Annotated in this window: 18 protein-coding genes and 1 pseudogene; 10 read left to right on the forward strand and 9 right to left on the reverse strand. The window is 70.0% G+C overall.

The features are described 5' to 3' along the window. Window positions 1–4: 4 nt before the first annotated feature. Window positions 5–1858 carry a DNA helicase RecQ gene (gene recQ, locus EAS64_RS23085; RefSeq protein WP_222849516.1) on the reverse strand — a complete coding sequence of 618 codons (1854 nt, stop codon included), beginning with the start codon at window positions 1856–1858 and terminating at the stop codon, window positions 5–7. A gap of 217 nt (window positions 1859–2075) precedes the next feature. Between recQ and EAS64_RS23090 the strand changes: the two genes are divergently transcribed. Both EAS64_RS23090 and EAS64_RS23095 read left to right on the forward strand, forming a co-directional pair. Continuing rightward, entirely contained in the window at window positions 2076–3593 is a 1518-nt protein-coding gene (locus tag EAS64_RS23090) for an outer membrane protein assembly factor BamB family protein (protein WP_187366118.1), read from the forward strand. Window positions 3594–3598: 5 nt separating this feature from the next. Continuing rightward, complete coding sequence (locus EAS64_RS23095) at window positions 3599–5161, forward strand: outer membrane protein assembly factor BamB family protein (protein WP_145855938.1); 1563 nt, start codon at window positions 3599–3601, stop codon at window positions 5159–5161. Window positions 5162–5170: 9 nt separating this feature from the next. On the opposite strand, the gene EAS64_RS23100 is transcribed toward EAS64_RS23095, so the two are convergent. Next, complete coding sequence (locus tag EAS64_RS23100; RefSeq protein ID WP_222849517.1) at window positions 5171–6157, reverse strand: EamA family transporter; 987 nt, start codon at window positions 6155–6157, stop codon at window positions 5171–5173. Between the two features lie 140 nt (window positions 6158–6297). Between EAS64_RS23100 and EAS64_RS23105 the strand changes: the two genes are divergently transcribed. Further along, the gene (locus EAS64_RS23105; RefSeq protein WP_145855940.1) at window positions 6298–6870 is read left to right on the forward strand and encodes a CGNR zinc finger domain-containing protein; all 573 of its coding nucleotides are present in this window, start codon (window positions 6298–6300) and stop codon (window positions 6868–6870) included. Here the strand turns inward: EAS64_RS23105 and EAS64_RS47975 are convergent. The 5 genes from EAS64_RS47975 to EAS64_RS46050 form a co-directional block, all read right to left on the reverse strand. Next, window positions 6854–7923, reverse strand: a protein-coding gene (locus tag EAS64_RS47975; protein WP_439333617.1) for an IS630 family transposase whose coding sequence is annotated in 2 segments (ribosomal slippage) — window positions 6854–7446 and window positions 7446–7923 — 1071 coding nt in all. Because the reading frame shifts where the segments join, the coding sequence is not laid out codon by codon here. The two genes, EAS64_RS23105 and EAS64_RS47975, sit on opposite strands and share 17 nt — an antisense overlap. 181 nt (window positions 7924–8104) lie before the next feature. Further along, window positions 8105–9463: an ABC1 kinase family protein gene (locus tag EAS64_RS23120; protein WP_145855943.1), complete on the reverse strand. Its 1359-nt coding sequence runs from the start codon at window positions 9461–9463 to the stop codon at window positions 8105–8107. Next, window positions 9460–10422: an oxygenase MpaB family protein gene (locus EAS64_RS23125; protein WP_145855945.1), complete on the reverse strand. Its 963-nt coding sequence runs from the start codon at window positions 10420–10422 to the stop codon at window positions 9460–9462. The genes EAS64_RS23120 and EAS64_RS23125 overlap by 4 nt, the downstream gene beginning before the upstream one ends. 62 nt (window positions 10423–10484) lie before the next feature. After that, window positions 10485–11630: a hypothetical protein gene (locus EAS64_RS23130; protein ID WP_145855947.1), complete on the reverse strand. Its 1146-nt coding sequence runs from the start codon at window positions 11628–11630 to the stop codon at window positions 10485–10487. A gap of 113 nt (window positions 11631–11743) precedes the next feature. Continuing rightward, window positions 11744–12811: a hypothetical protein gene (locus EAS64_RS46050; protein WP_246115857.1), complete on the reverse strand. Its 1068-nt coding sequence runs from the start codon at window positions 12809–12811 to the stop codon at window positions 11744–11746. A 917-nt stretch (window positions 12812–13728) separates the two neighbouring features. Between EAS64_RS46050 and EAS64_RS46055 the strand changes: the two genes are divergently transcribed. Continuing rightward, window positions 13729–13986 (forward strand): hypothetical protein, encoded by a 258-nt coding sequence (locus tag EAS64_RS46055; RefSeq protein ID WP_246115858.1) that lies wholly within the window; start codon window positions 13729–13731, stop codon window positions 13984–13986. Here the strand turns inward: EAS64_RS46055 and EAS64_RS47555 are convergent. Further along, window positions 13986–14291 (reverse strand): annotated as a pseudogene (locus EAS64_RS47555) (glycoside hydrolase family 73 protein); the annotation flags it as partial. The gene EAS64_RS46055 and the pseudogene EAS64_RS47555 sit on opposite strands and share 1 nt — an antisense overlap. Window positions 14292–14358: 67 nt before the next feature. Between EAS64_RS47555 and EAS64_RS46835 the strand changes: the two are divergent. Next, window positions 14359–15384, forward strand: coding sequence for a hypothetical protein (locus tag EAS64_RS46835; protein ID WP_281283302.1), 1026 nt, complete (start codon window positions 14359–14361; stop codon window positions 15382–15384). 738 nt (window positions 15385–16122) lie between these two features. Here the strand turns inward: EAS64_RS46835 and EAS64_RS23140 are convergent. Beyond that, window positions 16123–17145, reverse strand: a complete 1023-nt coding sequence (locus EAS64_RS23140; RefSeq protein ID WP_187366119.1) for a hypothetical protein — start codon at window positions 17143–17145, stop codon at window positions 16123–16125. A 410-nt stretch (window positions 17146–17555) separates the two neighbouring features. Between EAS64_RS23140 and EAS64_RS23145 the strand changes: the two genes are divergently transcribed. From EAS64_RS23145 to EAS64_RS23160, 5 genes are all read left to right on the forward strand, one after another. Beyond that, complete coding sequence (locus EAS64_RS23145; RefSeq protein ID WP_222849519.1) at window positions 17556–18095, forward strand: NUDIX hydrolase; 540 nt, start codon at window positions 17556–17558, stop codon at window positions 18093–18095. A gap of 132 nt (window positions 18096–18227) precedes the next feature. Then, on the forward strand, window positions 18228–20126 hold the full coding sequence (locus EAS64_RS23150; RefSeq protein WP_187366120.1) for an ABC transporter substrate-binding protein: 1899 nt from the start codon (window positions 18228–18230) through the stop codon (window positions 20124–20126). 120 nt (window positions 20127–20246) lie between these two features. Then, entirely contained in the window at window positions 20247–20888 is a 642-nt protein-coding gene (locus EAS64_RS46840; protein ID WP_281283303.1) for an ABC transporter permease, read from the forward strand. Further along, the gene (locus EAS64_RS46845; RefSeq protein ID WP_222849521.1) at window positions 20834–21151 is read left to right on the forward strand and encodes an ABC transporter permease; all 318 of its coding nucleotides are present in this window, start codon (window positions 20834–20836) and stop codon (window positions 21149–21151) included. Before EAS64_RS46840 ends, EAS64_RS46845 begins: the two co-directional genes overlap by 55 nt. Beyond that, window positions 21151–21786 carry an ABC transporter permease gene (locus EAS64_RS23160; protein WP_145855955.1) on the forward strand — a complete coding sequence of 212 codons (636 nt, stop codon included), beginning with the start codon at window positions 21151–21153 and terminating at the stop codon, window positions 21784–21786. The genes EAS64_RS46845 and EAS64_RS23160 overlap by 1 nt, the downstream gene beginning before the upstream one ends. Window positions 21787–21801 lie beyond the last annotated feature (15 nt).

Here is a 21801-nt window from a genome sequence, read left to right on the forward strand (position 1 = left end):
GCCGTCAGGACGCGAGCAGATCCAGGATCGACTCGCCGTACTTGGCCAGCTTCGACTCGCCCACCCCGTTCACGCCGGCCAGCGCGGTCAGCGTGGACGGGGCAGTGACCGCGATCGCGCGCAGCGTCGCGTCGTGGAAGACGACGTAGGCAGGCACGCCCTGCTCCTTGGCGGTCGCGCCGCGCCAGGCGCGCAGCCGCTCGAACACGGTCTCCTGCTCAGGCGACAGGTCGGCCGCCGCCAGCGCCGCCGCCTGAGCCCCGGCGCCCGCGGCGCCGGCCGAGGCGCGCGAGCCGCGCCCTGAGCCGCGCGGCTGCGGCATGTCCCTGCGCAGGGTGACCGCCCGCTGGCCGCGCAGCACCTCGCCGCTCGCCTCGGTGATCGCGAGCGTCTGATATTCGCCCTGCACCGCGAGCAGCCCCTGGGCAAGCAGTTGCCGCACCACCCCGCGCCACTGCGACTCGTTCAGCTCAAGACCGATGCCGAACGTCTTCAGCTCGTGATGCCCCTGCTCCGACACCTTGGCGGTCTTCTTGCCGAGCAGGATGTCGATCACCTGGCCCGCACCGTACCGCTGGTCGCGTTCCCGGTTCAGCCGCACGATCGTGGACAGCAGCTTCTGCGCGGGGACGGTCCCGTCCCAGGTCTCCGGCGGCGACAGGCAGGTGTCGCAGTTGCCGCAGGCCACCGCCCGCTCGGAGAAGTAGGCGAGCAGCTGCGACCTGCGGCAGTCGGTCGTCTCGCACAGCGCGAGCATCGCGTCCAGGTGCGAAGCCATCAGCCGACGGTGCGCCAGGTTGCCCTCGGAAGAGTCGATGAGCCGCCGCTGCTGCACCACGTCGGACAGGCCGTAGGTCAGCCATGCGGTCGCGGGCTGCCCGTCGCGGCCCGCGCGCCCGGTCTCCTGGTAGTAGCCCTCGACGGAACGCGGCATGTCCAGGTGCGCGACGAACCGCACGTCCGGCTTGTCGATCCCCATGCCGAACGCGATGGTCGCGACCATCACCAGGCCGTCCTCGCGCAGGAAGCGCGCCTGGTTCTCCGCCCGCACCGCGGCGTCGAGGCCGGCGTGGTACGGCAGGGCGGGGATGCCGCTGTCGGTGAGGAACGCCGCGATCTTCTCCGTCGAGTCGCGCGACAGGCAGTACACGATCCCGGCTTCGCCGGCGTGCTCGGTGCGCAGCAGCGAAAGCAGCTGACGCTTCGCCTCGTTCTTCGGCACGATCCGGTACTGGATGTTCGGCCGGTCAAAAGAGGACACGAACAGCTTCGACCCGGCGAGCTTGAGCCTGATCGCGATCTCCTCGCGGGTCGCCGCGGTCGCCGTCGCGGTCAGCGCGATGCGCGGCACCTGCGGCCAGCGCTCGTGCAGCACCTGGAGCTCCAGGTAGTCGGGACGGAAGTCGTGCCCCCACTGGGACACGCAGTGCGCCTCGTCGATCGCGAACACGGAGATCCGCGAGGCGGCGAGCAGGTCGAGGGTGCCGGGCGCGCGCAGCCGTTCCGGTGCGAGGTAGAGCAGGTCGAGCTCGCCGGCCTTGAACTGCTGCTCGACGACGTGCCGAGTCCCCGGATCCTGGGTGGAGTTGAGGTAGTCGGCCCTGATGCCCAGTTGCCGCAGCGCCTGCACCTGGTCTTGCATGAGCGCGATGAGCGGCGAGATGACGATGCCGGTACCCGGCCGGACAAGCGCGGGGATCTGGTAGCACAGCGACTTGCCGCCGCCGGTCGGCATCAGCACAAGCGCGTCGCCGCCGCCGATGACGTGCGCGATGATCTCCTCTTGCCGCCCGCGGAACGACTCGAAGCCGAACACCCGGTGCAGCACCGTCGCCGCCCGCTTCCCGCCGTCAGGCACACTGCCAGCCTCCGCGGACGCGGCGGAAGCCGGCCTGGCGCCCGGCTCAATGCCAGCTGCGAGCTCAGCGGGAGAGGAAGATTCGGCGGGAGACGGCGGCGGGGTGGGGGAGGGCACGGGAAAATCCTACGTTCCTGGCCCGACACTCCCGCTTGGTTGCCGCCAAACACGCCCGGGCGGAATGCAACCAAAGCGCTCCCCGGCGAGTCTAATAAGCGTGCCAGGAAGAAGCGTCCCCGCCGTTAGCGCAGCCGTTAGCACAGCCGTCATCGCCGCGACCGCCGTCCTGGCGCTCGCGGCATGCGGCTCCGCCGCTGCCGCCGTGTCCGTGGTCAAGCGGCCCGTACTCAAGACAGTGGCCTCGCCCGCCGGCACCATCCCCGGCTGCCGCACCGGCGTCTGGGCGGAGAACTACACCGACGCGGGCACGCTCGCCTGGCGAGTCAGCCTCCCCGTGCCCAAGCCGTACAACGACACCCAGCCGCTCTCGCCGGTGGTCGTCGGCGGCGTCGCCGTGTTCGCCGACGGCAACGCGCTGTACGCGCGGCGGGTGGCCGACGGGCACGGCGTGTGGCATCGTGCGTTCCCCAACCAGAGCAACACCCTGACCGCCGGCATCACCGGCACGGTCGACGGGCTGTGGGCATGGAAGGGTTCGGTAATCGCGGCGCTCGGGCTCGGCTCGGCGGCACCGTCCCTGGTCGCGCTGTCCGAGAGCGGCGCGGTCCGCTACCGGGTGAAGCTTGACAATGAGAAGGTGCCCCAGGGGTACCCCGCGATCATCCGCGACCCAGTGGTCACCGCCGACGGCGTCGTGGCGTATGTCACCCACAGCGACTCGCTGAAAACCAGTGACCTGTCCACGGGCAAGCCGCTGTGGTCCCGCGCCTATCGCAAGGACGAGGGCGTGATCGCCGAAGGCAACCTGCTGATCGTCGACAACAAGACGTCCAACGAGTCGCCCACCACGCTGCACGGGGTCGTCGCGCGTACCGGCCACACACGGTGGACCAGAAGCGACCTGCCCAACTGGTTCGAAGAGCAGCCGGGCCCCGCCGGCATCTTCACCGGCTACGGCCTCGCTCTGCCGCCGCCGCCGCCAGCGAAGCAGAAGATCTACCCGCTCATCGCCATCGCCGCGGCGACGGGCAAGACCCTGTGGACGCTGCACACGCCCAACGAGATCACCGCCGTGTGGCCGACGCCGGCCGGCGTCGCGGTCGCGACCGGTCTCGGCGGCACAGTCCTTGTCAAGGACCCCACGGCCGGCCTCTACCTCGCCAGCCTCACGACAGGCAAGGTCCGCTGGTCGGTGACTGGCACGCACTCCGACCCGTATACCACCCCGATAGTCACCGGCTCCGATGTGATCACGGTCGGGACTACCCCCGCCACCGGGACCGTCATCGACTGGAACGCCGCGACCGGCGCCGTCCGCTGGAAGGCGCTCATCACCCCGGCAGACGGACGGTACCTGGTTCAGCCGCGCGGCAAGAACGTGCTGGCCATCTTCCCCGGCGCCACCGGCACCAAGCCGTCTCGGCTGCTCGCGATAAACCGCGCGACAGGCAAGACGACCGCCACTGTCCTGCTGCCTGGCATGGCCACGGTGGGCGCCGCGCCCGCGGTCGCCGGCCAGGATGCGCTGTTCGAGCCGCAGACGCTGTCCTGCCAGCAGCCGGTGGCTCCAGGTTCCGGCGGTAGCGGAACCGCTCCTGGGGCAGGGCACGTCTAACCGCCGTGTGCACCGTCAAGCTCCCGGCTGGCCGCCCCCTCCCGGCTGGCCGGGTCTTTACCTCCGCCGGCCCGCTCGCCGTGGGCCGGCCGCTGACCGTCGGCCGACCCCTGACAGTCGGTCGCACAGCCGCGGCCCTAGCCACCCTCGCCGCGGTCCTCGCCGCGAGCGCCTGCGCCGCCAGTTCCGCCGCGACAAGACCCGCCGCCACCGCGTCGGCGACCGCGCCGGTTTCCGTCGCCCCCGCATCACCAGGATCAGGAGTAACGGGTTCGGCATCCTGTCCCACCGCCGCCTGGGCCTACGAGATCGGCAGCAAAGGCAAGGTCTTGTGGAAGGTCAGCCTGCCGCTCGCACCGAGCGACGGGGTGATCGACTCCCTGCCGCCGGTTCTTAACGACGCAGGCAGCGAGGCGTTCCTTGCGGAGGGCCACTCGCTGGTGGGGCTGCGGCTGAGCGACGGGCACCGGCTCTGGCGGCACGTGTTCCCCCAGGCGAAGAGCTCACTCACCGGGCAGCTCACTTTCCTTTACGGCTTCCACGGCGAGGTGATCGTGCTGGTCGGGCAAGTCAGCGCCGACAGCCGTCTCGTCGCGCTGAGCCAGAAGACCGGCGCGATCGTCTGGAGGCGGCCGCTCGGCCGTTACGCGGTCGTCGGCGCCCCGGTGGTCACCGTCGACAGCGTGCTCGCGTTCTTCACGCCCCACGGCGTGCTCAATGCGGTCAACCTGTTGACAGGCAAGCCGTTGTGGTCGCGCGCCTATGGACTAGCCACCGGTCAGCCGGCCCTCGCCGCGGCGGGCAACGCGGTGATCGCCGCGAAGACCTCAGTCTCGGCCCCGACGTTGTCGTCGATCACCGCCTTCGGGTCGCAGACAGGCAAGCCGCGGTGGACGAGGACCGGCATGCCCGAGCAGCCGACGCTACTCGCCACCTGGGGCGGCGTCCTCGTTTACGACGTCGACCAGAACGTGTACCCGCAGCCGGCCCTGTTCCCGGTGACCGAGCTGAACCCGGCGAACGGCAAGACCGTCTGGCGCGTCAAGACCGCCGGCCCTGTCGGCGCGGTCTGGTACTCGGCTGACGGGCCGGCCATCGCCATCGCAACCGTCAGCAGCAGTCCCCGCTTGATCGTGGCCGACCCGGTCCAGCACCACGTCCGCTGGTCGGTCGCGGCCTCGGTCGACACGAACACGGCGCCGCTTATCTGGTTCAATCAGCTGCTCTACGTCAAGACCACCAACACGAGCACCGCCACCGTCGTGGACAGGGATACGTTGTCGGGGAAGGTGCGCTGGTCGCTGTCCGTCCCGTCCGCGCTGCCGCGCTACCTGGCGTTCACCGGCAACGGAACCTGGCTGCTCAGCTACGGCCAGGTCAAGGTGCGCGGCGAGGCGGGCGCGCTCGTCATCGGCCCGACGGGCACGGTGGTCGCGAAGGTAACGCTTCCCGCGCCCGCGCAGGCGCCGCCCGCCGTCACCGCGGGCCACGACACGGTGCTCCAGCTCGACACCCTGGCCTGCGCCACCGCCCTCGACAGCGCCGTCGGCGGCGCCGCGAACAGCTGACCCGTCGCGTCAGGCCTCGTCGAGCCGCACCGCGACCACGCCGGCCAGGATCAGCAGGCCGCCGAGGAACTGCATGCCCGTCGGCACCTGGTGCAGCAGCAGCCAGGCGAACCCGGCCGCGAACAGCACCTCGGCAAGCGCGACGAACGAGCCGAGCTTCGCGCCGAGCCGCCGCGCCGCGCCGATTCCCGTCACGTACGCGATCGCCGCGGCGATCACGCCGAGTGCGAGCACCGGCACCACCCAGCTGACCCGCGCGTTGAGCAGCGTCACGTCGGCGGCGGAAAAGCTCAGCGGCGTCAGCCTCGCGGCACCGAGCAGCGCGAGCGCGGCCGCTCCCGTCACCATGCCGCCCCAGGTCAGCGCCACCGGCGGCAGCGCGTCGCTGCCGTCGGCCGCGGACGTGCTCGCCGACTGGAAGAAATACACGGCCATCGCGACCGCGGCGGCGAGGGCCCACGCCACCCCCGCAAGGCTGACACCGCCGGAGCCGGACAGGTCAAGCATGAGCGCGAGCCCGCCGAGCGCCGCGATGCCGCCGAGCACGGTGAGCGGCCGCGGCCGCTGCCCGTGCCTGACCCACAGCCAGCCGACGATGAGCACGATCCCCAGGTACTCGAGCAGGATCGCGATGCCGACGTCCATCCGCGCGATCGCGTTGAAGTAGCAGAACTGGCACGCGGCCACGCCGACCAGGCCGTAGATCACGACCTGCCCCGCCGACCTGCGCAGCAGCCCCCACCGGCCGCGCAGCGCGATGATGGCGGGCACGGTCAGCGCGAGCGCCGCGACGCACACCCGGGCGAGCACCGCGCCCGCGGGCGACCAGCCGGCCGCGATCAGCGCGGCGGCCGACGTTCCCGACGTGCCAAAGCACATCGCCGACAGCAGCCCGAGCGCGAGCCCTGCCCCCTGCCCCGCGCGACCGGCGCGCGCCGTGGACGCGGTCCCTGCCGCGGGTACCATCTCGTCATCTAGTGCCCGCGCGGTCGCCATCGGCTCGCTCCTCGTCTCGCTCAGCCCTCGTCTCGTGCGGCACCCGCTCGGGAGCGCCGGCGGCGGCGCTGCCCGGGTGCTGTAAGTGGTAATGCCGGGCTACACTTATTACCTTAACGAGGCTGGGTGAAAGAGGTCAAATGCTTTTTACCCATGACACCGAGCTGTCGCTGAACGCGACCGCGGAACTTGTGAACACCGCCAGGGGCGACGCCGACGGGCTGGCCGACATCGCCGCACTCGACGCCTTCGTGGAGCACTGGCAGTGGACCGGCAGCCGCACCCGCGACCGGGCCGAGCTGGACGCGGTGCGCGCGCTGCGCCCGCGGCTCGCCCAGCTATGGGAGATGACGGAGGACGAGGCCGTGGACCTCGTCAACACGCTGCTGCGGGACGCGAACGCGCTGCCGCAGCTGCTCAAGCACGACGGCTGGGAGTATCACATCCACGCCACCCCGCCCGAGGCGCCGCTCGCGGACCGCATGGCCGTGGACGCGGCGATGGCCTTCGCCGACGTGATCCGCACCGGCGAGCTTGGGCGGCTGCGGGTCTGTGCCGCGGACGACTGCGACGACGTCCTTGTCGACCTGTCGAAGAACCGCTCCCGCCGCTTTTGCGGCCTGACCTGCGCCAACCGCGTCAACGTGGCCGCCTACCGGTCCCGCCGCGGTGCTAACGATCTTTCAATTGCGGAGGTTACGCAAGGGACGTGAGATCAAGCCTGGTTCCGGTGAGGAACCCGTTGATCAGGCCGGGCTGGTACTGCATGCGGCGGAGCCGGGACTTGGCCAGGGCGGTGAGCTGGGCGAGGTCATGCTTGACCAGGTTGGCCAGGGATCTTTTCAGGTGCGACCACACCGACTCGACCGGGTTGAGCTCGGAGGCATAGGCCGGCAGCTGGTAGACGGTGAGCCAGTCCCGGGCCGCGATCAGCTCGCGCATCGCCCGGCTGACGTGCGTATTGAGATTGTCCCAGATCAGGACGAGCGGCCCGCCGAGCTGCTGGTGGGCGGCGTCCAGCAGCCGGGCGTAGTCCGTCTCGGTGAACCCCTTGCGCTTGTCACCGCGCCGGGGGCCGGAATGGACGCGGTAGATCAGCCGCGGCCGCTGCCCGGCCTTGACGGCGATCACCGCGGCCAGCGACACCCGCTTGTTGCTGCCGCCGGTCACCTTGACGACCGGGGTCGCGCCGCGCCGCCCCCAGGTGCGGCCCTTCGGCGGCCTTAAACCCTGCCCGGACTCGTCCTCGAAGACCAGCCAGGCGCCCTGCTGCTCAGCCGCCCTTTTATGACCGGCCACGTCTCCTGCTTCCACGCGGCGACCGCGGCCTCATCCCGCTCGGCCGCCCGCCGCGCCGGGACCTGCACGCTCCACCCGATCCGGTGCAGCAGCACATGCACCCCGCCCAGCGTGTACTCCACCCTGAACCGCCGCCACACCTGATCGGCGATCCGGGCCAGGGTCCAGCACTGATCCTCATAACCGCACGCCGCGGGCCCCGCGTCCAGCACCGCTTCCAGCTCGGCGACCTGGGCCTCCGTCAGCTTGCACTTCGCCCCGCCGGCCCCCTTGGAGGCCAGCGCCTCCCGGCCGCCGGCCGCCAGCGCCCGCCGCCACCGGTTCGCCGACATCCGGCTCACCCGCAACCGCCGCGCGACCTCACCATCGCTCGCCCCGGCCTCGATCATCTCCGCCGCCGCCAGCCGCACCTGCTCCCGGCGGGCACGATCCGCAGCAGTCAGCCCGCCGCCATCGGGATACCTCATGACACCGGCATAACCCACCACCGCGACACACGCCAGACCCGTAACCCAGGCAATTGAAGATCGTTAGCTGACGGGGCCGCCAGGCGGCGCCGTCGCCGCCGGGGGACAGTCGCCGCAGGGGATAGGCGCCGCGAAGGGATAACAGCAAGAAGCGCGACGCGCTGAGTCCTCGCTCCGACGGTCAGGCGCCCGCCTTCGCGTGCCAGGGGATTTCGGCCTCCGCCATCGGCGTCGACGGCGGGGCCTGGACGAACGGCCAGATCTCCTCGGAGATCGAGCGCCAGTCGGCGGTCCCGTTCATCTGGCCGAGGATCGCGAACAGCCCCAGGTTGATCCGCTGCACGATCACGTAGGAGCGCGGGATCTTGGCGTAGGCGGCGAGCGGGCTCTTGAAGTCCACGTACCGGCGGACGACGGCCGAGGAGTACTCGCTAGTCATCGTGCGAGGCCCGCGTTCGCGGATCGAGTCGTAGAACAGCGACATGTGCGCCACGACGTCCGCCGTCGGGATCGGCGCGTCCCGCTTGAGGAAACCGGCCCCCTCCATGGCGCTGCGGAATGCCTCCGGGTCCTCGTTCAGGCACAGCGCCTCGACCATTTCGATGAGCGGGTCGAGCTCGTCGTCGGTGAAGTGCTTCACCAGGCCGAAGTCGAGGAAGGTCACCCGGCCGCCCGGCTCGAACAGGTAGTTGCCAGGATGCGGGTCACCGTTGAACGCGTGCAGCTCGTAAAGCGAGCGGAAGGTGAAGCGGTAAATCGTCTCCGCCGCCAGGTCCCGCTCCTCCTGTGACCAGGAAAGCATCTCGCCGAACCGCACGCCGGCGGCGAGCTCGCTTGTGATGACCCGCGCGGTGGACAGCTCATCGACGATCATCGGCACGCGCACGGTCGGATGGCCGTCGAAGTAGGCGGCGAACCGCCGCTGGTTGTCCGCCTCGTGCCGGTAGTCCAGCTCCTCGCCGATGCGCTCGCGCAGTTCCTCGATGAGCTCCTCGACGTCCTGCGCAGGCACCGTCATCTTCAGCAGCGACCGGATCAGGGCGACGTTGCCGAGGTCGGCCGCGATCGTCTCCGCGATGCCCGGATACTGCACCTTCACGGCGACAGCCTGGCCGTCTCTGGTGATGGCGCGGTGCACCTGGCCGATCGACGCCGCCGCGATCGGCAGCGGATCCCACTCGCCGAACACCGACTCGGGCGGGCCGCCGAGCTCGGCCTCGATCACGCCGGCCGCCAGCTCGGACGACATCGGCGGCACGCTGTCCTGCAGTGCGGAAAGCACGCGCCTGGCGGGCGGCGCGAGTCCCGCGTCCACGTAGCTGGCGAGCTGCCCGATCTTCATCAGCACGCCCTTCATGGTGCCGAGCGTGTCGGCCACGTCCTGCGCCGTGCGCAGCGCCAGGTCATCGCGGAGTCGCTGCCGGTGCTCGCCCGCGGCCGCGAACAGCCGCGGGGCGTTCACCGCGTACCTGGCACCGCCGCGAGCGGCGAGCCGCATCGCGGTCAGCCCGCGGCTGACCCGTAGTCTCGGTTCGTTCACCGTGTCTGCTCGGCCGGTGCCTGCCCGGCACTTGTCTCTTCGGCCCGCGCTTGCTCGGCACGGCGTATCCGCAGCGTCAGCCGCTGGCGGGCCTCGAGCACGCCGGGCTCGCCGAGGTAGACCGCGTCCAGGATGCCAAGGACCTGCCGGACCTCGTCGCGGCCGGGCGGGACCGAGTCCGGCGCGGGTCCGCCCTCGCCGAACTGGTACATGGCACGCGCCCAGTCGGGCAGCGACGTGACGGCGGCGGCCGCGAGCACCTGCCAGACCTCGGCGAGTTCCGGCTCCACGTCGGGCATGCCGAGCAGGTACGTCGCCGTGTCCTCCGTCGACCGGCTGGTGGCGAGGTCGGGCCGGACTGCGGCGAAGTAGGCGTCGAGCTCGGCGACGTTCGCCGGCGCCCCTCCGTCGGCGAAGCTCGCGGCGGGGACCCCGATGATCTCGGCGACTGCGGTCATCTCGGCGACGTACCGGTCCTTGTCCGCGTCGCTGAGCCCGGTGCCGTAGCGGTCGGCGGCGGCGAGGGCCGAGTCCACAAGCGCCGCGTGCACCCAGATCAGCAGCGCCGGGTCGCTCGCCTCGTAGTGCTTGCCGGTCACCGGGTCGGTGCCGCGCACGTGTTCGTGGATCTGCCGCACGCGTGCCGCCGCCGCGCGTGCCGCTGCCTTGTCGCCGTAGGTCGTGGTCAGCACGTACGCCGAGGTGGAGGCGAACCGGGCCGCCGGGTCCTCGCGCCAGTGGCTGTGCTGGTCGACACCGGCCATGGCGAGCGGGTGCAGCGCCTGGAGCAGCAGCGACCGCAGGCCGGAGACGGGCGCGGACAGGTCGGCGTGCACCCGCCAGGTGACACTGCCGGGACCGAACAGCCCGTCGTCGGCCGGATCGACGGGAATGCAGTCAGCGAACGCCGCGGCAGCGCGCTGAAACAGGCCGGTGCCAGGGAACACACCCGCCGTCATGGGGACGACCAGCCGACGGGGTACAGATCATGACGTGTCGCCGCAATGCCCATGCGACCACGCTACCTCGTGGGCAATTCCACCTCGTAAGGCAGGACCCGCCGGTGTCGCTGATAACCGGCGGGGTCGGGCTGCGACTGCTGCGGATGACCCATGAAGGGCGGCTGGCCGGGCTCGGCGGGGTAGCCAGGCCCGGGCTGGTGATTCGGCGCGCCATGCGGCTGACCCGGATACCCGCGGTCGGCATACGCCTGGTCGGGATAGGGGAGCGCCGGGGATGAGCCGGTCTGACGCTGCTGAGCCTGCTGCGGCTCTCTCTGATACGGGGAACCGTGGGCGGGGAACGGGCCCGTTGGCTGGCCCTGCCGTAGCGGGCCAAGCTGCCGCTGCGGCCCGGTCAGCGGCTGCGCGTCGTGGTACGCGGGGAACGCGCCGGTGAAGCCGGCCGCGGCGGGGCGCAGCGGACGCTGGTTGGGCAGCACCCGATGCGGCACTCGTGCCTGCACCGGGCTCGGCAGGTCCAGCACGAGGCCGGCGCCCTCGAGGCGCAGCCGGGCGCGGCGGTGCAGCGACCACTGGCGCTTGAAACGCTGTGGGCTGAGGTTGTAGTACCCGCCGTTTCCGTATTTGATCTGAACCTCGCGAACCCCGCTCCGCTGCTCGCGGAGCCGGGCGCCGAGCGGAATGCCGAGCCCGGTCGGCGCCAGGGCCGTGTGCGCGCTGCCGGCGATCACGAGTGTGCGCGCCGCAGGCCCCTGCGCGGTCAGGATCCGCTCTGCCATCGCGGCCTCGCGCCGGGACCAGCCGACCTCGTTCACGCCGTCGAACAGGGTCAGCGCGAGCAGTCGTCCGGCGGAGAACCGCTCCCACAGCATGGCGAAGTGTCCGGCGGTGATCCGCCCGTCGCCGCCCCACAGCAGCGGATGATCGGGCACCTGGCCGTCCTCGAAGAAGCCGCTGATGGCCGAGGCGAGACCGGCAGGCCACTCGAGGGCAAGCCCGGTGATGTCCAGGGACGTCATCAGCTCCCGCGCGATCAGCGAGTTCTGCCGCACCCCGTGCACCTCGCCGAGGAGCAACAAGCCGGACTCGTCCAGCGACCGGCGCGCAGCCTCGAGGGCGGCGGGCTCGATGTCGAGCTGGAAAGTGTCAATATCAAATTCGTGAACGCCCCGCTGGAAAGCTTCGAGGGACGCGATCCCCGGCATATCGAAATAGTAGGTCTAACGGGCTCCGGGTTCAGCCGAACGCCCGCTGCGTCACATCGCGATTTGGCCACTGTCAACGCCAACCACTAGCACAGCTCACCCACGAGCCCAGCTCACCCGCCGGCACCGGCGCCCGCACCGGGCGCCACCCAGCGAATGGTGAACGAGCTGACCTTGTAGTTGAGCGCGTTGAGGGTCGGCGTGATGAAGTTGCCGCCGATGATCGTGGTAGCTTCCTTTTCCGCCGCGGCGATCAGCGGCTGCGTCACGCTCTTGGTCTGCGTGGCCTTCTGAAAGGCCACGGTCTGCGCCTGCGAGTAGAGCACCGACTGGGCGAACTGCGGCTTGATGAGCACGCCGCAGGCCAGACCGGGGTAGGTCCACGAGTGATCGGACGAAACAGGCCTGGAGATCGTGTCGTCGACCGTGACATCGTGCACCGACTGCGGCAGTTGCGGCAGCGGCAGCGCCATCGAGACGCTGACCCGGCCGGGCGCGCTGCCAGACGGCTTGCTGAGCACGCGCAGCACGTAATGGCCGGTGGAGCGCTTCCACCAGGAGGGACCAGGGTTGAGGTTGACGGTCGCGGACGCGTGCCCGACCGCGTAGAAGGTGGCGGAATACCAGCACGGCAGGAAGCCCATCGGCTTGGACACCGAGTGGGTGAATAGGAAGCTGAAGGTCGTGGTACCGAGGGCGGGCTTGTCGATCCCCTCGATCTTCTGCAGCACCAGCGGCCCGACGAGCACGCTGGAACTGGTCGGCGACGACCACGGCCAGCCGAACGTGATGTGCGGCAGGTGCACGTTGGCGCCGAACAGGTGCAGGGCGGCGGACAGCGCGCCGAGCACCGCCCACGCGACGATCCGGCGGAAGAACACGCCGACGATGACGATGATCGCCGTCCACCGCAGCCAGCGCGGAATCCGGAAGAACCAGTTCCGCCGGGGAGGCGGGCCGCCGGGCTGTCCGACCAGCACGATCGTCGGGTTCTGCTGCTCGGAGGTGCCCGGGTTGCCGTTGCCTGGGCCGCCCTCGGTGCTCCCGGCACGGCCGGCCGCACTGCCGTCGGCCAGCCGCACGGTGACGAGCTGACCGGGGAGGACGGTGGCGGATGACGGCTGCCCGGAGTCGTGGCCGGAACCGAGCCGGCGGGCGAGCCAGACGATGAAGCGGAACACGGGGGTTTACCTGCTTTCTGTCACTTAAGACGGTCGCCGGGTAGCCGAGGCTGAGCACGACGGGAACCGCGCCGAACGGCTCGCGGAACCGGGCGCCCGGACGGTCAGGCGCGTCCGGGTCGTCAATCCCTGGCCAGTGCATCTTCTGGTGCGCAGCAGTGAGCCCTGCGACAGAGTACGGGAACTCCATGGCGGAAACACCATGCCGCCGCAGCAGCGCGCCCCAGCGGAACGCGGCGAACGCGTCCGCGAGCGCGCGCACCGACAGTGGCCTGCGCGCGGTGAGGTCGATGCCGTAGACGGCGGCGGCGAGCTGCACGAGGTCGCTCGCGCACTGGGTGAGCGCGCTCGACTTGGTGGCGAACGAGGTGCCGTCGGCGTTGAGCGAGCCGAGCCGCTCGCCGTGCACCGGGGAGTAGCGCGGGTCGGCCTTGCACTGCATCCAGTCGACGGCGGCGAGCAGCTTCCACGGGATGTCGCTGCGGGCGGCGACGTCGCGGTACAGCTGCTCGCCGCGGGCAAGCGGTGTCTTGGCTGTCGCGAAGTAAGCGGTGGTCACCGCGTGCGGGAACTGCTTCTCATACCGGATCGCGGTGACCGCGGGTGCCAGCTGCCCCGGGGAGATCAGCCCGGGGATGCGGCCGGTAGCCGCCGCGGTAGCACCCGCCCGCGTAGTTCCCCGTGAAACGCGCCCCGCTCCCACCCGCCCGCGGCCGGCGGCCCCCGTTCCGGCGGGCACCGTCGGGGAGAGGGCGGGCGTTGTGACGCCGGGCACCTGGGCGCGTCCGGCACCGGGGAAGCCCGTGCGGCCGGCGGAGCCCTGACTGGTCGGGGCCGGCGTGCCCGCCGGCCCCGCGGCGGGCGTGCCCGTGGCTGGGATGCCGGTGCCGGGGGTGCCTGTTCCTGGGATGCCCACCGTGGGCGACACGGTGGGCGTGACCGTCGGTGCGACGGTCGGTGACGCGGTGGGCGTGACGGTCGGTGAGGCCGTCGGCGTGCCAGTAGGGGCGGTCGTCGGGGAGGAGGCCGTGGTCGGCGACACCGGCGCCTGCGTCGGGTGCGCCGCGTGCGTCGAGGTTCCGCCGCCGTGCGATGCCGCGCTGTCGAACTGGTACAGGTTGTACAGCCGCATCAACGCGATCAGGTTGGCGCCGTACTCGGGGTCGGTGGCGTAGACGCCGGTCAGATCGTTGGCGAACGCGTCCGGTACGCCACGGTCGGCCATCGCCCGCGTGTAATAGCCGCTAGTGGCGAGCAGCTCGGCGTGGTCGGCGATCGACTCGGCGTCGTTGTGGTAGACCCGGAACTGCGCGTCGATCGAAACCCACTGACCGCCCTGGAACTCCGAGGTCGGCAGGGACACGCTCCCCGCGGGGCCGGTGCCCTTGATGCCGAACAGGTTGTGGTACCGGGCGGCGAGACCGCTGCGCCCCCACGCCGACTCCTCGATCGCCTGGGCGATCGTCACCGCCGCCGGCACGCCGTAGCGCTGCTGCGCCGCGATCGCACCGGGCGCGACGAGGCTGATGAACGCCTGCTGATCCCTGGTGCCCGGCGTCGCGTACTGCCGCCCGGACGAGGCAGGCGACGAGGATGTGGGTGAGGAGGCAGGCGATCCGGCCGGGCTGCCCGTCGGTGTCGCGGTCGGAGTCGCCGCCGGCGTGCTTGGCGAGGCCGTCGCCCCAGGCGCTGACGTTGCCGTGGGGGAAGTCGCCGGGGTGCGGGCCGGGGACGTGGCGGCGGGCTGCGCGGACGGCGAGGTGGCGGGCGGCGTGCCCATCGCGCCTGGGATGGCGGCCAGCCCCGCCGCGGAGCCCTTCGGCGCGAAAGCGGCCCCCTTGGAAGATGAAGCCGCGGAGCCACCCGAGCCGCCAGGCGCCTTGGCGGCACCCGAGCCTCGCGCGCTGCCGGTCCCGCCGGGAGTCGCCGCTCCCGGGATGGCGGCCACGCCGGGCAAGGCGCCAGTGCCGGGCAGGGCGCCCGCAGCGGGCATAGCGCCGGTGCCGGGCAAGGCGCCCGTGCCGGGAATGGCACCGGTGCCGGGAATGGCGTCTGTACCCGCAGCCGATCCCATCCCTGGAGCGGATCCCGACCCTGGGGCCGATCCCGTCCCAGGCGGGGAGCCCGTCCCCGGGGTGGAGCCCGCTCCGGGAGTCCCGGTCGTTCCCTGGGAGGCACCAATTCCCGGAATGATCGCGGCTCCCGGAACGGACGGCTGCGAGCGCACGGAGCCGGACCCGGACGAGCCGGACCCGGACGAGCCGGACCCGGACGAGCCGGCGCGATGTCCGGAGTGCGCGGACGGCTTGCTCCCGGGTGCCGCGGTCGGTGTCGTGGTCGGCGTCACCGGCGCGGAAGGAGTGGCGGCCGGCGTCGCGGCCGACCCGCCGCTGCCCGGCCCGGTGACGGTGGTGCCCGACGGCTTGAGGTTGCCGTTGTCGATGAAGCCCTCGACTCCGTGGGCCGCAAAGGAGCCACTGAACGAGTGCGCGTTGACGGTGAGGCCGGGCAGTGAGTCCGCCCCGATGGAGTCGAGAACGCCATCGCGGTACCCGGTGACCACCTCGACGTGACCGGGATACAGGACCCAGTCGCCCGGCCGCGGCTGATAGCCGTCACCGAGCGCATGCCAGCGGTCGTGCGCCTGCGCGTCGGCCACCATGGACGTGATGGATGGCGAGTCGGGGTTGGTGTCGACCCGGACGTCGGCCCACTCAGGCAGCGGGTACGGGTAGCTCGAGCCGCCGCTGACCCAGCTCTGCTGGCCAACCGCCTGCGCCGCGAGGTCCAGCGTGAGGCTGGCGAACGCCGCACAGGACGGGCCGTGGTCGGCGCCGTTGCTGCTGGTGTTATCCCAGATAAGCGCCTCCATCTGGGCGGGCGTTCTGGTCTGGGAAAGCCGCAGGTAGTAGCCGGCCACGTTGACGATCGCGGCGCGCAGCTGCGCGTCGCTCGCCACGCTGCCCGCGCTGTCGGAGCCGGCGGCCAGGTCACCGAGGGTGCCAGGCTTAGCCGCCCGCTCGAGCGCGAGCAGGTGGAGTGGCACGCTGTTCGGCGAGGTCATCGTCGCGGCCGCCCCTGGGACGAAGTTGAACCCTGTGATCACGCCGCCAGTGCTCACGGTCACAAGCGCCGTTGCCTGCTGCCACCATGGCCTCCTGCCGGAACGCACGGGTACCACTTCCCCCCTTCGGCGATTACAGTCCTGCTTGGGATGCGCCTTTTTCCCGACATTAATGTCGCTGGTTTCAGTGCCTCCCCATCCGCCTCGCGGGCCTCAGCCGCAGGCGTCGGCCCGGTTGGCGGCCCGGTTAACGGCCGAACGCGGGCAGGCTCTGCAGTATCGCCTGCACCCGCGGGTCACCCGGATTTTCCGCGTTCTGGAAAAGCACTCCGGCCTGTGCCGCCAGAGCCGACGGGGTGCCGCCCATCCACTGACTGAAGACGTCGCTCACGAGTGCCGCCTGGCCGCCGGGCGACGTGATGGCGGACGCGCAGCGCGTCGGGTAGCCATGCCTGGTCACCACCTGCGAAGAACCCGTGTACCGCTGGCAGTTGGCCGGCGTACTCTCCAGGCCCGGCTCGACGAGCGCGCCGCCGTTGGTGGCGGTGAGCGTGGCGCCGCTGATGATGTTGTTGATCGCCCGCGCGGCCACCTCGAGGCTGTCGATCGGATTAGCCGGGTTGTAGGGGTGGTGCAGGTTGAGCGACCACGCGATGTCGCCGCCCTGGGCGGGCTGGATCGGCTCGAGACCCTTGCGCCCGGTCGAGGAGTCCAGGTAGCCGGGGTTGTTGCCGCTCGTCAGCAGCGAGAAGATCCACAGGACCTGCTGGGTGTCCTTCTCGCAGGCGAAGTTAAGACCGCTCGGCTCCGCCGCGACGTCGGGATTCTGGCAGGCCCGCTTGATCTGCGTCTGCACCTGGGCGACGCTCGACGGCCAGCCGGGTGCGCCGCCCGGCAGGACCAGCAGCGCGACGCCGATCCCGAGCAGCAGCGCGGCGGCGCCGATACCGACGAAACGCCAGTGCTTGAGGAACCAGAGACCGCGCGACCGCTTTGCCCGCTGGCGGCCATGGTTGATCAGCGCCTCTGTCCGCCCGTCGGTGCCACGGACGCCGGACCCGCGGGGAATCCCGGTGTCGCCGAATGCCGTCTCGTCCATCCCTATGCCGTCCGACGCTGAGTCACTCGCCGCGGGAAGGGCCTGCGTGCGTCCGGCCTTAGCGCGTGGCCCCTCGGCGGGGACGCCGAGGTTGGGCCAGTCGCCACCGTCGCCGGGCGGGACGACGGCGAGCAGCCGGCGCTCGAGCTCGGCGGCCCTGTTTTCCAGCATGGCGATCCTATCGGCGTCATCATAGCTCGTATATTCGAAGTCGTGCGTCATGGTCACCCCTTGCTGGCAGTGTGTGCTGGGACTTCAGCCTTGCCTTTCGGCGGCTGTAAACCCGTTAGCGCCCGCGCGCGGCGGCCGGTCGCCGCGGCGCGGGGAAGTGCGCCGCGGACACCTGGCCGATCATCGCCGCGCGGTCCGTACTCATGTTCCCTATTAGAACACACGTACGACTCTACTGGAAAGTATTTGCGAACAGCACCTTTAGTTGTTATGCAGCGTTCGATTTTGTCGACGAATGATGCTGGTGTGACTACTGGTGTACATGGGTCTAAAGCTCATGATTGGGCCAGAGGAGGGCCACGGAAGCGAAAGGGTCGCCGCGCCTGTCTCGCGCGTGGCACGATGGTCAGGTGCTGAGCGGGCTGCTGACCGAGTACTGGGCCACGGGGGAGACCGAGGCCGCGGACCTGGAACGGATGACCCGCCTCGCGGCGAGCGCGCCCGACCCCTGGTCCCGCGGGCTGCTGCCGCTGCACTTCACCGCGTCCGCCCTCGTGGTGCACCCGCCGACCGGCCGGGTGCTGCTCCGCTGGCATGCCAGGCAAGAGCGCTGGCTGCAGGTCGGCGGGCACGGCGATCCCGGTGAGCGCGATCCGCTCGCTATCGCGCTGCGCGAGGCGGCCGAGGAGACCGGCCTCGCGGACCTGACGCCCTGGCCCGACGCCGCGCTGCGTCACGCGGTCATCTGCGACGTCCGCGCGTCCGCGACCGAGTCGGCGCACCAGCACGCTGACCTTCGTTTTATCCTTGCGACGCAAGAGCCCAATGCCGTAAAGCCGGAAAATGATCTTTCTCCGCTGCGCTGGCTCACCGTCGATGAGGCACTCACGCTGGCCGGCGCCAACAACTTGAGTCGCACACTAGATCGTGTGAAGGCCTTGCTTCGCTAGGCACCTTAACGGGCCTAACTTATCCTCCAGGCAAGTTCGCGCCTGGAACAGGCCCCAACAAGGCCGGTCGGGGGCGCACAACAGCACAGCCAAGGAGCGCAATTGATGTTTCGGAACAGACGGCGTTCGCGCATGGCGCGCACAGCCGTGGCCGGAGCGGCGGCTCTGCTCGCGGTCGGCATTGCCGCGTGCAGCAGCTCGACAAGCACGCCGAGCAGCCCTAGCAGCAGCTCGTCGTCATCGGCATCAGCGTCCTCAACCGCCGCGGCAGTGTCTGGCGGCACTGCGCGGTTCGCGCTGCCATCGGGCTTTACGCTCAGCTGGATCTTCCCCTACATGCCGCTGACCAGCGCCAACGAGTACAACGCCGAGCAGTTCCAGATGCTCCTGTACCGGCCGCTGTACATGTTCGGCAACAACGGCCCGTCGGTCGACGTGAACTACCCGCTTTCGCCGGCCAATGCCCCCGTTTACTCCGACGGCGGCAAGACGGTCACGATCACGATGAAGGACTGGAAGTGGAGCAACGGCGAGACCGTTGACGCCAGCGACGTGATCTTCTGGCTCAACATGATGAAGGCCGAGCCGGCCAACTACTACGGCTACGTGCCTGGCCTTCTCCCCGACAACCTCGCCTCCTACAGCGCGACCGACGCCAACACGGTGGTCCTGCACCTGAAGTCCGCGGTCTCCAGCATCTGGTTCACCTACAACCAGCTGGCCGAGATCACCCCGATGCCCAAGGCCTGGGACGTCACCTCCGCGAGTGCCGCGGCGAGCAGCGGAGGCTGCGCCGCCGACACCGCCGCCGACAAGTACGCCAAGTGCAAGGCGGTCTGGACCTTCCTCACCGCGCAGGCGAAGAACGTGAAGACCTACGCGACCAACCCGCTCTGGGCGGTCGTCGACGGCCCGTGGAAGGTGTCCAGCTTCAGCACCGCCGCGTCCGGCCCGGTCACGTCGTTCGTGCCGAACGCGGCCTACTCCGGCAGTCCCAAGCCGCAGCTGGCGAACCTCACGTACTACGCGTACACCGATGACTCGGCCGAGTACACGGCGCTGAAGACTGGCCAGCTCGACGCGGGCTACATCCCGCCGCAGGACCTTCCCCCCGTCACCAACGGCCAGGTGCTGCCGTCGACCAACCCGCTTGGCAGCAGCTACAACCTGTCGCCGGCCTACTCGTTCGGCATCCAGTACTTCTATATCAACTTCAACAACCCGACCCTGGGTCCGGCATACAGGCAGCTGTACGTGCGCCAGGCGATGCAGGAGCTGATTGACCAGGAAGGCATGATCAAGTCGGTCGACCGCGGCTACGGTTACCCGACCTCGGGCGGCGTGCCGACCCAGCCGAAGAGCCAGTGGGTCCCCTCGGTGCAGAATGCCAACGGTGGCCAGGGTCCGTACGCGTTCTCCATCTCCAACGCCACCTCCCTGCTCACCAGTCATGGCTGGAAGAACGTCGGCGGCGTGATGACCTGCCAGTCGCCTGGCACCGGCGCCAACCAGTGCGGGGCCGGCGTGACCGCGGGCACCAAGCTGTCGATGACGATGGACTACGCGACCGGCATCCGGTTTTTCCAGGAGGAGGTCGCGGTAATGAAGTCGGACATGGGGCAGGCCGGGATCCAGCTGAACCTGGTGCCCCAGTCCTTTAACACGATCATCGGTGAGTCGGCCCCCTGCAAGCCGACCGACGCCGGCTGCAAGTGGGAAATCCTCAACTTCGGCGGCTGGAACTTCAACGGACCAGGCTTCGAGCCGACAGGTGAGTCGCTGTTCGCGACGGGTGCCTCGTCCAACTCGGGTAGCTACTCCGACGCGACGATGGACAAGCTGATCAACCTCACGCACACCAGCAGCAGCCTGTCGGTGTTCCAGCAGTACGGCACGTACCTCGCGCAGCAGTTGCCGTTCATCTGGACGCCGGACTTCTATAGCGTCTGGGCGGTCAGCAACAAGCTGGCCAACGTGGGCTTCAACCCGCTCGCGACCCTCCTGCCCGAGTACTGGAACTTCACGAAGTAACCAGCGGGCAACCTGGCCGCGGTCACCCCCGACAAAATCGGGGGTGACCGCGGCCGGCGCGAGAAAGGACACTGAAACCGTGGTCGGTTTCCTGATTAGGCGGCCGGACAGTCGATTTTCGTGCTTTTCCTCGTGACCGTCGCAACCCTCGGGATGGTTCACCTTTTTCCAGGCGGCCCTGTCCGCGCCTTGCTCGGTGTGCGCGCGACGCCGTTCCTGATCAACTACTACAACCACCTGTACGGCTTCGATCAGCCGTTCTACGTGCAGTACATCAAGTGGGTCTGGCAGCTGCTGCAGGGCAACCTTGGCTTCTCCGACAAGCTCAACCTGTCGGTGACTACGCTCATCGCCCAGGACCTGCCGAAGACGGTCATCCTGGTCACGCTCGGCACTGTCGTCTCCCTGCTGTTCGGCATCCCGCTCGGCGTGTACCAGGCGGTCCGCCGCAACAGCGTCGCCGACTACGTGCTGACCGGCATCTCCTTCCTCGGCTACTCGACCCCCACGTTCCTCCTCGGCCTCGTCCTGGTCGACTGGTTCGCGGTGGACATCCACCTGTTCCCGCCGTTCGCCCCGCAGACGAACTCGATCTGGGGGATTCTCAGCGATCCACGGGCGCTCGTCCTGCCGGTGTTCACCCACGCCTTCCTGCTGTACGCGCCTATGGTCGCGGTACATGCGCTCGTCGGTCCCTCGACAACCTGGTGCAGGACTACGTCCGCACCGCGCGGGCGAAGGGCGCGAGCGAGCGCCGGGTGATCTGGGGTCATGTCTTCCGCAACTCGCTGGTCTCCATCGTGACCCTGCTCGGCCTGTCCGTCCCGGCCCTCGTGGGCGGCGCGATCCTGATCGAGGCCGTATTCAACTACACGGGCATGGGCCTCGCCTTCTACCAGGCCGCGCTGAACAACGACTACGAGACGTTGCTCGGGTTCACCGTGCTCGCCACGCTGGCGACGGTCCTGGGGAACCTGGCCGCGGACATCGGCCACGCCGTGCTCGACCCGAGGGTGAGGTACTGATGTCTGAGGCGCAGATCATCGCGGCAAGCGAGGCCGACCTGGGGATCGTGCCCGCGTCCAAGCCGCGCGGCATGTTCACGCGCGCCTGGGAGGTCTTCGCGGAGAACCGGCTCGCGCTGGCCAGCCTTGCCTTCATCGCCTTCATCCTGCTGTTCTGCTTCGTCGGTCCGCACATCTACGTGACCAACCAGACGGACACAGACCTGAGCAACTACCTGTGCACGCCGTCGGGCTCGCACCTGCTCGGCTGCAACGACCTCGGCTATGATCAGCTCGGCCGGCTGATGGTCGGCGGGCAGACCGCGCTCGAGGTCGGGCTCGCGGCGGCGATCGTCTCGGTCCTCGTCGGCACCCTGTACGGCGCGATCTCCGGCTTCGCCGGCGGCTACGTCGACGCGCTGATGATGCGGATCGTGGACGCCGGACTTTCGCTGCCGTCGCTGATGGTCATCATCATCCTGTCGGTCATCTTCCACCCGACGCCGACCACGATCATCTTCATCATCGCGATCTTCTACTGGTTCGGCGTCGCCCGCCTGGTGCGCGGCGAGACGCTCGCGCTGGGCAACCGGGAGTACGTGCAGGCCGTCCGGGTGGTCGGCGGCCGCCCGCTGCGCGCGATCCCAAGCTGCTGATTGCCGACGAGCCGA

The sequence above is a fragment of the Trebonia kvetii genome, assembly GCF_007827045.1.
In the GTDB taxonomy this organism is placed as follows: Bacteria; Actinomycetota; Actinomycetes; order Streptosporangiales; family Streptosporangiaceae; genus Trebonia; species Trebonia kvetii.

Bases quoted from the DNA above. Each gene is read 5' to 3' on its own strand.
- EAS64_RS23100 (WP_222849517.1), bottom strand. From the start codon at position 6,157: ATGGCGACCGCGCGGGCACTAGATGACGAGATGGTACCCGCGGCAGGG.
- EAS64_RS23105 (WP_145855940.1), top strand. From the start codon at position 6,298: ATGCTTTTTACCCATGACACCGAGCTGTCGCTGAACGCGACCGCGGAA.
- EAS64_RS23125 (WP_145855945.1), bottom strand. From the start codon at position 10,422: ATGACGGCGGGTGTGTTCCCTGGCACCGGCCTGTTTCAGCGCGCTGCC.
- EAS64_RS23130 (WP_145855947.1), bottom strand. From the start codon at position 11,630: ATGCCGGGGATCGCGTCCCTCGAAGCTTTCCAGCGGGGCGTTCACGAA.
- EAS64_RS23140 (WP_187366119.1), bottom strand. From the start codon at position 17,145: ATGCTGGAAAACAGGGCCGCCGAGCTCGAGCGCCGGCTGCTCGCCGTC.
- EAS64_RS23150 (WP_187366120.1), top strand. From the start codon at position 18,228: ATGGCGCGCACAGCCGTGGCCGGAGCGGCGGCTCTGCTCGCGGTCGGC.
- EAS64_RS23160 (WP_145855955.1), top strand. From the start codon at position 21,151: ATGTCTGAGGCGCAGATCATCGCGGCAAGCGAGGCCGACCTGGGGATC.